Source organism: Micromonospora craterilacus (genome assembly GCF_003236315.1).
Lineage (GTDB): Bacteria > Actinomycetota > Actinomycetes > Mycobacteriales > Micromonosporaceae > Micromonospora > Micromonospora craterilacus.
Map to the genome: position 1 here is coordinate 1 of NZ_POTY01000190.1, position 14,162 is coordinate 14,162.

14 protein-coding genes and 1 pseudogene are annotated in these 14,162 nt (G+C 64.9%); 8 read left to right on the forward strand and 7 right to left on the reverse strand.

The features are described 5' to 3' along the window. On the reverse strand, positions 1 to 182 hold a 182-nt coding region (locus C1I95_RS36560), incomplete at its 3' end, for a hypothetical protein (RefSeq protein WP_233513857.1). Positions 183 to 304: 122 nt separating this feature from the next. After that, positions 305 to 517 carry a hypothetical protein gene (locus tag C1I95_RS24505; RefSeq protein WP_233513858.1) on the reverse strand — a complete coding sequence of 71 codons (213 nt, stop codon included), beginning with the start codon at positions 515 to 517 and terminating at the stop codon, positions 305 to 307. A 129-nt stretch (positions 518 to 646) separates the two neighbouring features. Here C1I95_RS24505 and C1I95_RS24510 point away from each other — a divergent pair, with 129 nt between their 5' ends. Continuing rightward, positions 647 to 1,438, forward strand: coding sequence for a GntR family transcriptional regulator (locus tag C1I95_RS24510; RefSeq protein ID WP_111217073.1), 792 nt, complete (start codon positions 647 to 649; stop codon positions 1,436 to 1,438). After that, complete coding sequence (locus C1I95_RS24515; protein WP_111217052.1) at positions 1,435 to 1,989, forward strand: GNAT family N-acetyltransferase; 555 nt, start codon at positions 1,435 to 1,437, stop codon at positions 1,987 to 1,989. Before C1I95_RS24510 ends, C1I95_RS24515 begins: the two co-directional genes overlap by 4 nt. Before the next feature lie 269 nt (positions 1,990 to 2,258). On the opposite strand, the gene C1I95_RS24520 is transcribed toward C1I95_RS24515, so the two are convergent. Continuing rightward, positions 2,259 to 3,407: a hypothetical protein gene (locus tag C1I95_RS24520; protein ID WP_146605819.1), complete on the reverse strand. Its 1,149-nt coding sequence runs from the start codon at positions 3,405 to 3,407 to the stop codon at positions 2,259 to 2,261. A gap of 252 nt (positions 3,408 to 3,659) precedes the next feature. Between C1I95_RS24520 and C1I95_RS34880 the strand changes: the two genes are divergently transcribed. Further along, the gene (locus C1I95_RS34880; protein ID WP_146605820.1) at positions 3,660 to 5,042 is read left to right on the forward strand and encodes a HEPN domain-containing protein; all 1,383 of its coding nucleotides are present in this window, start codon (positions 3,660 to 3,662) and stop codon (positions 5,040 to 5,042) included. A gap of 277 nt (positions 5,043 to 5,319) precedes the next feature. Beyond that, on the forward strand, positions 5,320 to 6,558 hold the full coding sequence (locus C1I95_RS24525; RefSeq protein WP_158566459.1) for a PIN domain-containing protein: 1,239 nt from the start codon (positions 5,320 to 5,322) through the stop codon (positions 6,556 to 6,558). A 577-nt stretch (positions 6,559 to 7,135) separates the two neighbouring features. Here the strand turns inward: C1I95_RS24525 and C1I95_RS24535 are convergent. Beyond that, positions 7,136 to 7,405 carry a hypothetical protein gene (locus C1I95_RS24535; RefSeq protein ID WP_111217058.1) on the reverse strand — a complete coding sequence of 90 codons (270 nt, stop codon included), beginning with the start codon at positions 7,403 to 7,405 and terminating at the stop codon, positions 7,136 to 7,138. A 229-nt stretch (positions 7,406 to 7,634) separates the two neighbouring features. Here C1I95_RS24535 and C1I95_RS24540 point away from each other — a divergent pair, with 229 nt between their 5' ends. Next, complete coding sequence (locus C1I95_RS24540; RefSeq protein WP_111217060.1) at positions 7,635 to 8,351, forward strand: hypothetical protein; 717 nt, start codon at positions 7,635 to 7,637, stop codon at positions 8,349 to 8,351. Between the two features lie 939 nt (positions 8,352 to 9,290). Here C1I95_RS24540 and C1I95_RS24545 read toward each other — a convergent pair. Then, complete coding sequence (locus C1I95_RS24545) at positions 9,291 to 9,659, reverse strand: cyclic-phosphate processing receiver domain-containing protein (protein ID WP_111217062.1); 369 nt, start codon at positions 9,657 to 9,659, stop codon at positions 9,291 to 9,293. A gap of 42 nt (positions 9,660 to 9,701) precedes the next feature. Between C1I95_RS24545 and C1I95_RS24550 the strand changes: the two genes are divergently transcribed. Continuing rightward, positions 9,702 to 10,421 (forward strand): hypothetical protein, encoded by a 720-nt coding sequence (locus C1I95_RS24550; RefSeq protein ID WP_111217063.1) that lies wholly within the window; start codon positions 9,702 to 9,704, stop codon positions 10,419 to 10,421. 91 nt (positions 10,422 to 10,512) lie between these two features. On the opposite strand, the gene C1I95_RS24555 is transcribed toward C1I95_RS24550, so the two are convergent. Beyond that, positions 10,513 to 11,484, reverse strand: a complete 972-nt coding sequence (locus C1I95_RS24555; protein WP_111217065.1) for a ketopantoate reductase family protein — start codon at positions 11,482 to 11,484, stop codon at positions 10,513 to 10,515. Between the two features lie 72 nt (positions 11,485 to 11,556). On the opposite strand from C1I95_RS24555, the gene C1I95_RS24560 reads away from it, so the two are divergent. Continuing rightward, entirely contained in the window at positions 11,557 to 12,138 is a 582-nt protein-coding gene (locus tag C1I95_RS24560; protein ID WP_233513859.1) for a TetR/AcrR family transcriptional regulator, read from the forward strand. A 258-nt stretch (positions 12,139 to 12,396) separates the two neighbouring features. Here the strand turns inward: C1I95_RS24560 and C1I95_RS24565 are convergent, their stop codons facing one another. Then, entirely contained in the window at positions 12,397 to 12,900 is a 504-nt protein-coding gene (locus C1I95_RS24565) for a MarR family winged helix-turn-helix transcriptional regulator (protein WP_111217069.1), read from the reverse strand. 64 nt (positions 12,901 to 12,964) lie between these two features. On the opposite strand from C1I95_RS24565, the pseudogene C1I95_RS24570 reads away from it, so the two are divergent. Beyond that, positions 12,965 to 14,007 (forward strand): annotated as a pseudogene (locus C1I95_RS24570) (GNAT family N-acetyltransferase). Positions 14,008 to 14,162 lie beyond the last annotated feature (155 nt).

The window sequence follows — 14,162 nt, forward strand, 5'->3', positions numbered from 1 at the left end:
CCACGCCAGCCACCCAGGCCCGCAACGCGTTGATCATGAGGTTGGCGGGTTGGGTAAGCGCTTGCCGACCGGTCAACTTCATGATCGATGGAGGGATCGGCGATGGGCGTGGTCACAGGGGCGAGGCCGAACGGGTGGAACGAGTGCTCGGCGTTGGCCGGTACGAACCACTTGACGCGCACTGCCATCACCTTCCTTTTGAGAGATGCACGGCCGGGCCCTCCCCGGCACCGACCGCGCACCCCGACCAGTGGGTGCGGGGACCGCTCCGAACGGGGGAAGCGGCGCGGTCCCCGCACCAGGCTCACGAGCGGGACCCATCCCGCAGGTACTTCGTCACTCGGGCAGCCGACTGTTCTGCCTGCTCGATGAGCGTGCGAAGCGGGGAGTAGGTCCGCCGCCGCAACTCACGTGCGTCGTCGGCCTGATCGAGACCAGCGAGGAAGAGGCGGGCGGTTTCGAGCGCGCGGTTGACCCGCTCCATGTCGCGAGCCAGCTCCCGGGCCTCAGCACTCACCCCTGCCTCCTCGTGTCCTTCGCCCGACTGCCGGTAACGTTGGATTCGTACCAACCATTGCAGTGAGATGGACCTCAGTCAAGACCATCCCGATAGATTGGTTGGGACGTAACGAGAAAGGGTGTGAGCGTGAGCCAGCCGAAGTACCGCCGGATCGCCTCCGAACTCCGCGAGAAGATCACCTCCGGAGCCCTCCGCGTGGGTGACCGACTGCCCACCGAAACTCAGCTCCAGGACCACTACGCCGCATCACGCAACACCGTCAGGGACGCCACCGCTCTGCTGATCAACGAGGGTCTGGTCGAGCGTGTGCCTGGCCGGAGCGGCGGCATGCTCGTCCGGGAGCGGATCACCCTCACCTTCCACGCCCATCGCGCCGAGATGCCGGCCGGCCCGACGGCCGAGACGGATGCCTGGCGGTCGGAGGTCACGCAACAGGGCTACGAGGCGTCGCAGGACTTCCGGCTGACAATCGAGCTGCTGCCGAAGGACCTCGCTGAGCACCTGCACGTCGAGCCCGATTCCGCAGCCGTGCTGCGCCGCTGCGTCCGCCACATCAACGGAGATCCGTCCTCGGTGCAGGACACGTACTACCCAATGGACCTGGCCAACGAGATCACTGAGCTGCTGTCACCCCGGGACATCCCGCAGGGCACGACCCGGCTCCTCGCCGAACGCGGATACCCGCAGACGGGCTACTACGACGAGTACGTCTCCCGGATGCCGACGCCCGAGGAAGCGTCCCTGTTGCAACTGCCGCCAGGCACTCCGGTGTTGCTGTTCATCCGTACCGGCTACACCCAGAAGCGGCCGGTCCGGGTGTCCGTCACCGTGTTCGCTGGCGACCGCAACCGGATCGTCAGCACCCACGGCGACCCGTCCATCATCGCCAAGTTCCGGCCAGAGGAAGCACCAAAATGATCATCGTTCCTGCACGGCCGCGCGACGTTGACATCATCATGAGCTGGCGGCGCGAGCGGGTCGCCTGGCTAACCGCCCAAGGCGAGGAGCAATGGTCCATCCCGCTGCCCCGGTCCGCCGTGGCGTCAACCGTCTCGGCCGGGCAGACCTGGATGGTGTGGGACGGTGAGGAACCGATCGCCACAATCACGCTGACCGCCTATGTCGATGTGGACGGCCTATGGAAGCCGGACCGGGACCCAGAGGCGTTGTGGCACGCGGAGGACGACCCCGCCGACGCGTTGTACGCGGCGAAAATGATGATCCCGCTACGCCACGCCAACCAGAACCTCGGCGGCGAGATGCTGGACTGGGCCGGCGGCCGGGCATACGAGGCGGGCCTGACCTGGCTACGACTGGATGCCTGGACCACCAACCACCGCCTGCACGACTACTACCGCCGCCAAGGCTTCCGACACCTCCGCACGGTTGAAACCCGCGTGTCCGGCGCGTGCTTCCAGCGGCCATCCCAGCCGTACACGGGGCACCGATTGAAGACCGAGACCGCCTGACCCTTCCAGTGCAGGCAGCGCAGGGGCAACATGAGCAGCCTCAATGAAGGGTCGCTCCGGTTGTCGGCGTACAGGTCCGAGTGCAGAGGTAGGCACGACCACAAGGCATACCGCGCGGCGTTCGGCCTGCTCCCGCCAAGTTGCCGTGTGACCTCCCGGCGACCCAAGTCGGTGACATTGCGTGACCGATGTTCCTTAGCCCAGCCGTTCCCTCGGCTTCCGCTCATAGCCGATGTGCGGATGCGGAGGTCGGGCCTGGCCGGGGTCAGTCACAGCAGGCCGCGCTCGCGTAGCCGAGCGAGCCGGTCCGGCGGCAGGCAGTCGGCCAGGTTCCGCTCCAGGTCGACCAGCTCAAGGTCGGCCGGGTACACCACGAAGTCGTCGGCGACTGGCAGCGTGTCCGACCAGTCGCGGAGGTTGAGCCGAGCCGCCACCGCGCACAACAGTCGCCGGCCCACCTCGGATCCGGCGACGGCATCGAGGTCGCCGGCGTCGAGCAGGGCGAGCTCCTGTCGTACCAGCCGCACCGATTTTGCGTCATCGAGGTCGAGGTCGACGTCGGTACTGGCCTCGAAGTCGGCCGGCGACCAAGCTGCCTGGGCGTCGATCGCTGCCAGGGCGACGCGCTCGTCCTCAGTGGCCCCGTGGACCTCGATAGACAGCGCGTCCGATCGGTAGTAGCTCAGCGCGACGCAGGCGGCGGGGCCGTCGATCACCAGGCGCGCCACGGCGTCCGGGATCAGCGTGAGGAATGCGTCCTCGATGGTTCGGCACGCCGTTTCGAGGTCGAATCCAGTCGGCGGCCGCTCATAGCACACCTCGGACCGGCGGTCCATGACCTCGATGACGCGGACCAAGCCGCGGTCGTCGTGCTCCGCCGTCAACACGCAAGGCGCCCGTCCGTCGTGCTCGATCCCGACGCGGCTGATCCGCCCATCGGTGTATGCGTACGACTCCCGCCCCGAGCCGCCCCGCGCGACCATGTCGGCCGAGCGCATCAACCCGTCCACGAAGCGGTACTCGTGTAGGTAGATGGGCCGGTCCGTATCGAAGTGCGCCGCCTCGACCACGTCGCCGTCGTGGCCGACGAACGTCTCGTAGTACAGGCGGCCGTGAAGAAAACCGCTGTACTTCTCGATCACCACCGCGCGGCCCTCGGTGTCGAACCCGATGCGCAGGACATCCCGATCCACCGGCGGTCTGGCGTCCAACCGGCGGCCAGCCCTGCGCAGGTCCCGTTCGAAGTACAACGGACGAAGATCAAGGCCCGGCCAGGTGTACCACTCCCAGCGCCCGACGAGCGCGGTCGCCGCTCTCTTTCGGAAGTCGTACTCGCCAGCGAGCTGGGCGAACCGCGCAGCAAGATCAGACACGTCCGGGATCCTAATGGTCGCCTCGCCGGACTGGCCGCCGCGCACATCCGGTCGCCAAGCACCCGCAAACGGCGATGAAGAAGGCAAAGGCGTCGCGGTCCGCCGCGATGATCCACTGCACGCTCATGCCGATGAGAGGGCACTCGATCTTGCCGCCTCATCGATCGCCGGCCCATGCCTCGGCACCTCATCGCTGCATGCGCCGATCGTTCGGCAAAAAGACTAGCGAAGCGATGGACCTTCGTTCCAGAATAACGTAGCGTACTGGACCTCAGGTCTTTGGATTGGTGCATATTTATGCCAGAAGCGGCGAATGCCGAGTCGGATATCCCATACGCGGGCGAGTCATCGGACTTTTGGGACGAGTCACTTTTCAGTCTCGTCATGGTTCCGGCCGCGAGCGCGTTGCATACCTTGCATGCAGGACTCGCACAAGATGTCGCTGATGATACGACAACCGAGAAAGGTCGCGAGGAACCCGGCGCTGACGGCGCTAGCCCTCAGCCCCTCTCTGGGTTGGGCGAACTAATCTCTGGAATCTTCGATCGCAAGACTGCTGCCCGAAAGTTCATGATGCCCGACGCTGATTTGAACGATCGCGACAATCTAATTGTCCATGAAATCGAGTCGATCCCCTTGACTCTCGCTTCCGCGGCCGCCTCCCGATCCGGTAACGAAGTCGACGAGGCCACCTTTCGCTCCCTGTGCGCCCAGCAATTCCGCTATATACTGAACGCCGATCCACGCGTCGACATCGTAGTGCCGATTCTGGGATCTGATTTTCAAGAGATCGGCTCATTCGGAAAGTATGAGTTGATCGAAATGTCCGCCGATCTGAAGGAAAGCTTTAGTGGCGCCATCCGAGTCTCACGACACGATGCCACGGAGCTGGCCGCCGCATCGCAGGCCCTCCGCATCTCGGACGTGTCGTGTATCCCAGGAGGCTACGGTGACTTCTTCGCAATCTCACCCGGCGAGGAAGCCTCCGACGCGATGGATCGATTCTTTCAGGCGTTAGCTATCATCGCGCCGGGCTCAGCTACGTATGCACAAGTAGGGTTCTTTCCCCGCGGCTGGTCGACCAATCTAGAAGACCCCGAAAGGCCGTTCATATATCTGCTGCGTGAATACGGACTCCGCATTGATTCAATGGGCCGCCGCGCTGGCGGCTCAATTGATGGTGAAGCGCTCGCCAAGGTGATTGCCATTGCGGAGGCGCTTGCCGGTTCTCATCCAAGTGTTAGAGTGGCCGCGCACAGACTCGTTCGCTCATACGAGCGCGAGGAGGACGAGGACCGGATTATCGATCTCAGCATCGCGCTTGAAGCGATACTTGGCTCCGGCTTCAGTGAAACCGTGCATCGCATTAGCCTGCGTGCCGCAGTCCTCCTGACAAAAGCAGGCTGGAGCGGAAGCAAATCTACGTACAACGCCATGAAGGCGATGTATGGTTATCGCTCGCGAGTTGTTCATGGCACCCCTGGGCCACATAAGCAAGATTTGCTAAAGATCGACGGGACGCCCATCCATGCTTCCCGGTTTGCTCTGGCGGCACTCTGCTCGCTTCTTGAGTTTGTGCTAAATATGGAGAGTTTTCATCCGGACAAGATTGATGACGAATTCATCTTTTCAGCATTCGACCAAGAGGCCGCAGATGCCACAGCCGACGTTGAAGAATGACCACGATTGAATCGGCAACTGAGATGATCCGCGAACGCCGCCACCGCGGGTGGAATGACGCCCCGCTCGACGAGCAGACCCGGCGCCCTCGTTCCGCCGAGCCCGTGCGCACTCATCCGGCATCGTCAAGCTGTGGCCGGAGACGAGCCAGGGCACGGCTTCTGGACATCGCCCGATGCCTGGCAGTACCAATCGCCTCGCCGTCGCCAATGCGAACGGCGGGCCGGCCGCCGGATTCGCTTGTTCGGTGCACAGAGCGCGAACCACAGGTATTTGGATGATATCTTTCGAGCCTGGCAGCGGGAGGCGGGGTTTGATTACAGTCATCGTTGACACGACCGCCACTTTTGCCGATGTCATGATGAAGTCCACTGCGTGGATCCAACTGCTCACTCTGTGCCACGACTCGAAGATTCAGGTGGTGCTGCCTGATGTGGTTCTCCGAGAGACGGCCCGACACTGGGAGACCGAAGCCCGGAGGGCCATCGAGACCGCGAACGGGAAGATTGCCGGCATCAAGAAGTCTCGCGAGAAGCTCACTGAGATGGGCATCGACGGCAGTAGCCTGGTCGACAGCACCCGGGTGACCGCTACGCCAGACAAATCAGCGTTCGAGGAGGAGACGCGCGAGAAGCTAGTGTCACTGGGCGTGCAGGTCGCGCCAGTCCCGGACCACGTCGACATCGAGACTGTACTCCAGCGTGACCTTGCCCGTCTAAAACCCTTCACCGACAGCGGAAAGGGCTTCCGCGACGTTCTTGTCTGGGAGACGACCAAACAGGTCGCGATGGAGTCGAAAGCTGGCGATGAGATTTTTCTGGTCACCAACAACTCCACCGACTACTGCGACGAGACCGGTGCCCTCGCGCCCGAGCTATGTACCGAAATTGAGAATATCGCTGGACAAGTGGCCCGCGTAGCGGATTTCGAACAACTCCTAAAGCATGCCAGGCTCGCGCCGATGGTGGCCGGACTCGCAAAGACCCCCGAGCAGCTAGCTACGTTCCTTGCGCTCGCCACCCGCGTCCGCGATGCGGAGACCAGGCCGCCAACGGCCGACGAAGTTGTCAAGGACGCCGTCATCCAAGCGGTGGAACAGCTCGCTGGCGAGGATGTCCAGACCGTCAACGCAGCAACGTCGGGGCTCGACTTCACGGAGCTGGGTATCCCGAGTGAGCTTGAAGGACTTTCGATCGGCGCGATAGACGCAGACGAGTCGACACTGATTTGGCAGACCTACGAGACTTACCAAGACACCACCTTCCTCATTCAGGCCCAAATAGATGCCGAGATCACCCTCGACGGGTTCGCATACAAGAGCGATCTCGGTCTCCTCGACGAAAAAGAGGGGGTTCACGTACTTGAGTGGGATTGGAACAGCCACATGGCCTACGTCGGCGCCACAACATCGGCGCGGCTTAGCTTTCAGATTCGCCTGGAGCAGGGCATGGACTTTGTTGAGGAGTGCGAGTTCGAGGGCGCGCACACCTTGTTCGATGAACACCTGCACTCTTAGAACGGCGCCACCGGAAGGAGTCGCCTCTGGGGCACCTCAACGTGCTTTGTCGAGCCGGAAGCAGACGAGACCGTCAATGCGAGGTTAGGAGCGCTTGAAATCGTTAAGACGTTCGGCTGACGGGTCAGCCGCGTTTCTCATGCACTCCTATATGTCAAGGCGCCGCTGACACCAGGGGTTCAGGGTGGTTGGTGGCGGGTCCGGGAAGTGGCTTGTCCGAAGGGCCGATGTCCGGGGTCAGGTCGATCACTCTGGATTGCAGAGTCGTCCCCGAGTGCCCTCCCGGGCCCGCCGCCTGCCGGCGTTTCTGGTCGGCGATCATGCGGGTGTAGACGACGTTGGATCGAGGGCATTTCGGCGTACCTTATTTCGATCATGTTCTGCGAGGTCTCCGACGCCGGCCTCCGGATTATCTTGGCCCGATAAAAAATGGTGAAGACCCTCCGCCCTGATTGACCGGGATCGTGGCGGGGATCGTACTGTTCGATGTGGCGTGACGTTGGCGAGCACAAGAATCTCCGCAAGGACCTTCCATGTCGGTCTCATCGTCAGTCAGTAAGGTCGAGCGCGTTTCGGCTTACTCTTGAGGTTTGCGAACCCCCACTGCTTCAATAAGGCTGGCCATACCCGCGATTTCAGCTCGGGCCTTCGAACCATACGCCTCGTATGCCAAGTGGATGGAAAGCTCGACTAACCCGATCAATGCTTGGCCCTGCTCGATCGGGTCCAAGAACTCAAACTCGCCATCGTTCTGACCGTGTCCCTCTGCGTCATCGATAGCTGCAAGGAGTAGGCGAGTGGCTTTGAGCGCCGCGTGGTCGTCGGTCCAGAAATGCTTCTCAGGCAACTTATCTCCACTAATCTGTTCGATATAGCTGTTCCGCTAATACGAGGCGGCCCTATCGTAAGGCCCAGAGCCTGCGGACGCGTTGTCCCAACTTGTGGGCTTGGTGGTGCACGGCCACCGACTCCCGCCGCCGAGTGCGCTCATCTGCCGCGATCAGCGCATCGATCGTCGCTGGTCGGGACTGCATCTGACTGTCCTGCCGTCCGGGCCTCGTTGTTAGCCTGACCGGATGCCCAGCGAGCTGCAGGCGGCGGTAGATGACCTGTACCGGGTATTCGGCCGGTACCAGCTGGTCGAGGGTGTCGAATACTGCGACCACTGCGTTGACCCGGAGCAGGTCGAAGCGCTGCACCGAACGCCACTGCGCCACGTTACTGCCGAGCAGCTCGGTCCGCTGCTGTTCAAGTCGACGACGACGTGGGGTGATCAGCGGTACCTCAACCATTTCATGCCCCGGCTCCTAGAGCTGGTGGCAAACGGCGAAATGAACGACTGGAGCTACCACATCTACTTGCCGCCTCGGCTCGCGGGCCTGTGGCGGTCGGGTTCGGACGATGAACGGCGTGTGATGAGCGACTTCGCGTGGGCCTGGTGGCGGAAGACCACCTCGACGTGGCCCAGCGTGTGTGAGCCGTGGGAGGTGCTGGACACGATCGCCGAATGCGGACAGAACGTTTCGCCCTATCTCGCCGCGTGGCCGGTGCACGTTGGGAAACCCGCGGCCCGGCAACTCGCCGTACTCGTCAGCGACCTTCTCGTCTCATCGCAGCAGGACAACGGCTTCTGGCGCGAGGTCAACGACTGGCTGTCCGGCCCGATACCCGCGGACGTGCTCGCCGCCGAAGTCTCCGCGACCGCTGATCCCGACATCGCCCGGCAACTAAGCGATGCATTCGAACACCTGACCCTATGGCGACAGTCGCAACCTGCCACCACCACACGGTAACCAGGGGCGTATCCACATACCCGGTGCCGGGTCGTCCACGACCTGGCCGGGCGCCGCTACAGGCCGACGCCGCTCGGCGTGACCGCGCTTACTTGCCGCGATCCGAGCGTCACGGCTTGCCAAACGAGCGGCCGTGTCGGCGACATCTGAAGCTGTCGGATAACCGGCTCCGGGTCGGGCAGGAGGCCCTACGCCCCAGAGTCGCCAAGGTCCGCACGCCAGCGCCTTCTTCCGACGGCGAGCTACCGGCTGCCCGGCTTGGTCTGAAACCAGAGGATCACGACCGCAGCGAAGAACAACAACACAAAGAACGCGCACGGGCACAGCAAGAGCCATGCCATTCCTTCCATGGCGCACAGCCTAGCTGGGCTCGCCGCACGCCGAGCGCGGCAACCTGCACACGGTCACGGTGATGCTCACTTGGATCGGCAGTGGTGGGGCATCCACACCTGGTGCGCTCCACGCGGTTGCAGTTGCACGGTTGGGTTGTTTCGGGAGCCCGCTCGTTATGAGCGGGCTCCCCGGAGCCTGGCCCGACTCGAACGGTGCTGCCACCCTTGGGCTCAGTGACGCGCGGTACCGGCGCCGCGTTGGGCAGGCCGGCTTCGAAGCGTAGTGCACCCGGACCCAGCCCAGGGATGTCCGCACATGCCGCGAGGCGCTCGTCACGCACAGTAACCAGCTTTCCGGGTGCATGCACCCGGACCTGTCGATGACAGCACAGTGGATCGAGGTGTTTACTTGACGAGCGCAACCTTGAGGTCGTGCACCCGCTGTCTCACCGCCCAGTCGAGGGCTGGTGCCTGTGGCGGGATGACCTTGCCGTGATTGGGTGATCGTTGAAATGCCTACGTTCCTCGTACCGATCGAAGGGTTGACAGCGCACTGATCTGCCGCCGACCGGGCGTCACGGCTCGGGTCGCGGTCCGGTCGAATCGATCAGCTCACTGTGGGGCCGCCGAGGTAGCCGACGTCCGTGGAGCCCGACGCGACGTGGACGCGATAGCCCCAGTGCCGTAAGACCTGGGCGATCTTCGCAACGCCGACTGGGTTGGCGGAGTGGACATTGATGACGCCGATGTCGAAGGGCCGCTTCTCGAAGGCGGCCTGTTCCAGGATCTCTACCACCGGCCAGATCGTGTCGTCCCCGCCCAAGTCGTGGTCCAGCCACAGCTCGTCCAGGCACCCGTCCCGGTACCGATTGAGAAGCTCGACTCCGGCAGCGCTCGTCCGGGCCACCTCGGCGTTGCGGCCATCCAAGAACGAACGGAGGTCGTCGACCAGAACGATGGTTCGGCGGGCATCCACGCGATGATGATGCCCGGCACCGCAATCGGACATCATCAAGGCGTGGGTGACCTTCTGATCAATCTGTTGGCGAGTGTCATCGCCGGTACGGCCGTCTGGCTCGCGGGGTTCCTGTTACGTCGGCACAAGCTGAACCGCGCACGCGACTTCTTCGGCCTGACCGCCGGAGCGAGCTGCCTCCTGGTGGTGTCCCGGCACGCGTCGTCGCCGCGCGAGTTCAGCGTCCACCGCCGCGACGTCGCCGCGCTGGTGGAGCTGGCGACTATCGCCCGGGAATGCGGCGCGCACGCGGACCGGGTCGGCGAGGACCAGCCGACCGGGGAGATCGGCCGGCTGACCGAGTTCTGCGTCGGCGGCCCCGGCGGTGCGAGTCCGCGCAGCGTCACGCACGTACGGGCGATCCTCCGTGGCGTGACGTACGAGGTCTTCGACGAGGAGAAACGTCGGAGATCGTTCATGGTCGGCGGCACCGAGTACGTCTTCAGCCCGGAGACCAGCTACGTCCTGCTCGCCCGGTTCTGGGGCCCGGTCGGTGGACGCCCGATCTTCTTCATCGGCGGCCTGACAGCGGGCAGCAACCTCGCCGCTGCCCGCTACCTGGCCAGGCACCACCCCGAACTCGCCCGCACCTACGGCGCCAATCGACCGTTCGCGCTGGTGTTGCGCATCATCGAGCCGGCCGCGTACGGCACCGACTTCACCGAGCTGGTCGCCGACGTGACCGACGTCGCGTTTCAGCCCGTCCCGCAGCCGGTCGAATAAGACAGCGCCCGACCCCGGCCGACCCGCGTACGTATTGAGCAAGGAAGGGTCCCTGTAATGCGCCAGCCAGGCGTCAGCCGGGGACCCTTCCTTACGACGAACCCGCCCCCGACACCCCAGCCGCGCTCGCGTCGGTGAAGTAGGGTTCGGCTGCCTCCAGCCGAGGCACGTCCACCCCCAGCCTGCGCGCTTCCGCCAGCGTGTCGCGGCAGACCGCGCGCAGTTCCTCGGGGTTGGCGTGAGCCGTCGTCACCCGGCGCATCGGCGGGAAACGAGCGAGCAGCCAGGCGAGTGCCGGTGCGGCCAGCCAGACGGGCGCGGTGAACGGCAGCAGGTCGGCCCGATGCCGCCGCAGATCGACGCCGCGAGCCTCGACCAGCGGTAGCAGCTCGCGGACGGCAAGGATCGCCTCGCGTACGTCGCCGCGCGTCAACGTGGACAGGGAACCCCGCCTCAGGCTCTGCGTGTGCAGACCCGCGTTCTGCACGAAGTGGATCGCCAGCCAACCCCGGAAGTCGGAGTTCTTCTGGATCCTGAACCCTGCTCCGCGAAACACCTGGCGCACGGCCCGCTCCCGCTCGGTCGGCGGCCGGTCGAGAGTGCCGAGGAAGACCATGGGCAGCAGCGCCCCACGCAGCACACCGTCGTCGCCGAAACCGCCGCCAGCCCCGGGAAAGCCCCAGGCCACCTGTTCCGTGGGGAGATGTTCGATCGCGGTCAGCGGCTCGACCCACAGGTTGTTGAAGACGAGCACCGTGGCCCCGCCCACGCGCGGCCCCAGGAAGGCCGCAGCCTCCGCGAAGCCGTAATGCTGCACGCTCAGCACGATCAGGTCGAAGTCATGGTCCGGCTCCAGCGACTCGCGGTAGCGCACCGGCCACTTCTCGGCGACGCGCTTTCCCCACGGCCGCCGTCGCGCGTCGAGCAGATCGACGTCGATCGCATCCCCGTACGCCGCCGCCCGCCCCGGCCGGACATAGAACTCGACGTGGTGCCCGGCCCGTTCCAGGGCCCACCCATAGGCTGCACCGATCACGCCCCGGCCGAACATCAAGATCTTCACGAGCCACCTCGTACCCTATAATCGGAGATTATCTCCACTTTCAAAATATGGAGACAGTCTCCACTTGTCAACATGGGACCTCACGTGACCGACGCCAAGCCGCTACGCGCCGACGCCCGCCGCAACCGCGACGCCCTGATCGCCAAGGCCCGCGAACTCTTCGCCAACAACTGCTTCAACCTGCGCTTCGACGACTTCGCCAAGCTGGCCGGCGTCGGCACCGGCACGCTCTACCGCCACTTCCCCACCCGGGAAGCCCTGGCCGAAGCGGTCTACCGCGAAGAACTCGCCGCACTGTGCGACCGCGCCCGCGAACTGCACGCCACCCTCCCCGCCGACAAGGCGCTGGAGTCCTTCCTGCGCGGCTTCGTGACCCACCTGCACGCCCACGAGGGCCTCGCCCGCACCCTCGCGACACTCATGGCCACCCGCTCGGACACCCTGGCCGAGGGCGCCCAGGCCCTGCACCAGGTCATCGCCGACCTCCTGACCTCCGCCGCAGAGGCCGGCACCATCCGCGACGACGTGAGCGCCGGCGCCGTCATGGTCGCCCTACAAGGCATCTGCGCGACCCACGACCACCCGAGCTACCGCACCAACGCCGACCAGGTCATCACCCTCGTCCTCGCCGGTCTCCACCACACCGCACCATGAGCGACCTCCGCCCGGCCCCCGCCCTCGCTCAACCGCGGCGAACAATCCAGCCGTGACCGCCCCGACCGCGACCGCAAGCCAGCAACCTGTCGGCCGGAAAGCGCCCGGACGGTACGCCTCGCCCGCCCGCTCGACTGCGTCGGTCGGCAGGGGTGACGGCGGTCCGTTCCTGAAGCTCACCAGCTACGCAACGTGACGGTGGGGGCGGCCCGACGGCTCGCGGATTTGGCCGAGATGAGTGTGTTTACCCATCGACGATCATGCCGACGGGTGCCGTTCGGGTGGTCGATCGTCGCCGCTTAGGGGTTCTTCCAGCCTCCGGTCGATCTGTTCGATGGCGATGAGGTCTTCCGGGGCGAGCCGGTCGATGAAGTGGTGTCGTACTGACTCGAGGTGGGCCGGTGCGGCATTGTCGAGTGTGTCCAGCCCGTGCGCGGTGAGTACGAGCAGGCAGCCTCTGCCGTCGGTCGGGTCGGGTGTGCGCCGCAGGAGACCGCGCGCTTCCATCCGACTGGCGTGCCGGGACAGCCGACTGCGTGACCAGCCCATCTTGTCGGCCTGTTTCCCCAGGGTGCTGGTGTGGTCGGGCTGCTCCGAAAGCGTGCTGAGTACTTCGTAGTCGGGTTCGGAGAGGCCGATCGCGGCCAGGTCGCGCGCTGTGCCGGTCCGAACGGCGACCATCACACGCATAAATGCCCGCCACGCCCTCTCCTCGTCGGGGTTCAACCAACGCACGTTGCTGGCCGGCCGTCTCGTTGACATGTAATCAATCTAGCATCTAAGCTTCGTTTCCATGTCAACGAAATCGATCCGTGTCCTGGTGCTCATGTGCAGCACCCGCCCCGGCGCCCTCGGCCCCGCCCTGGGACAGTGGCTGATCGAGACGATCACCCCTCGTGCCGCGGAACTCGGCGTCGAGCTTGTGCCGGTGCCCCTCGGCGATCTGAACCTGCCGTTCCTGGACGAAGAGGAACACCCGTCGTCGGGTGTCTACCGACATGAGCACACACGTCGGTGAAGCACGATTGTCGACGCGGCGGACGGGTTCATCGCGGTCACGCCGGAGTACAACTACGGGATGCCAGCCACCCTGAAGAACGCGCTGGACTACCTCAGCCGCGAATGGGCATGGAAGCCGATCGGTTTCGTCAGCTACGGCCACACGTCGGCAGGCACCCGGTCGGTTCAGCACGCTAAGCAGGTGGTGACCACGCTGCGCCTGGTTCCGCTGGGCGCCACGGTCGCGATCCGCATCGGTGACGCAACGGAAAATGGTCGGCAGCGGCCCGACACGGCCCACGACACGGCGGCTGTCGACCTGCTGGACGAACTGGTCCGCGTCGCCCACGCCCTACGGCCGATGCGCGAACGCACACGAGCCGGGACCCTGTCCGGACCGCTGCCAGGGTCCTACGCGAGACGGCTGACCCCCGACGACGCGCCCGAGGTCACCGTGCTGCAGCGGTGCTGCTGGGTAGACGAGGCCATCGTCAACGACACCATCGCCATACCAGCCCTACACGAATCGCTGGAAGAGGTACGCGACTGGCTGGCCACCTGGCACACCACCGGCATCTGGCGGGACGGCCGACTGCTGGGCATGGTACGGGCCCGTCGCGTCGACACCGACTGGCACCTGGGTCGGCTCGCCGTCGTGCCCGACCTGCGAAGCCAGGGGCTCGGCCGGTGGCTGCTACACACCGCCGAAGCCGCCGCCCAACCGGACTGCCGCCGCATCCTCCTGTCCACCGGCGCCAAAGCCTACGGAACATCGACCTCTATCACAGCGAAGGCTACCAGTCGGCACCACTCCCCAGCCCCGACGGAACCACCTGCCTCACCAAGGACCTATCCGCCAGACAACGCTGACACTGCCGGCCCATGAACCCCTTAGTCCGGTGCGCGCTCACTGCCGCTGACTGCGCGCCGTGTCGTCCAGGTCGCCCCGTCGGCGTCGACCGGGGGATCTCCGGTTTGATCGACTCGGTCTCGGTGGATTGGTGGGCACCAGCGTGGACGTGACC

Coding starts and splice junctions, on each gene's coding strand:
- C1I95_RS24515 (WP_111217052.1), top strand. CDS start 1,435: ATGATCATCGTTCCTGCACGGCCGCGCGACGTTGACATCATCATGAGC.
- C1I95_RS34880 (WP_146605820.1), top strand. CDS start 3,660: ATGCCAGAAGCGGCGAATGCCGAGTCGGATATCCCATACGCGGGCGAG.
- C1I95_RS24525 (WP_158566459.1), top strand. CDS start 5,320: ATGATATCTTTCGAGCCTGGCAGCGGGAGGCGGGGTTTGATTACAGTC.
- C1I95_RS24540 (WP_111217060.1), top strand. CDS start 7,635: ATGCCCAGCGAGCTGCAGGCGGCGGTAGATGACCTGTACCGGGTATTC.
- C1I95_RS24560 (WP_233513859.1), top strand. CDS start 11,557: ATGGGACCTCACGTGACCGACGCCAAGCCGCTACGCGCCGACGCCCGC.
- C1I95_RS24565 (WP_111217069.1), bottom strand. CDS start 12,900: ATGTCAACGAGACGGCCGGCCAGCAACGTGCGTTGGTTGAACCCCGAC.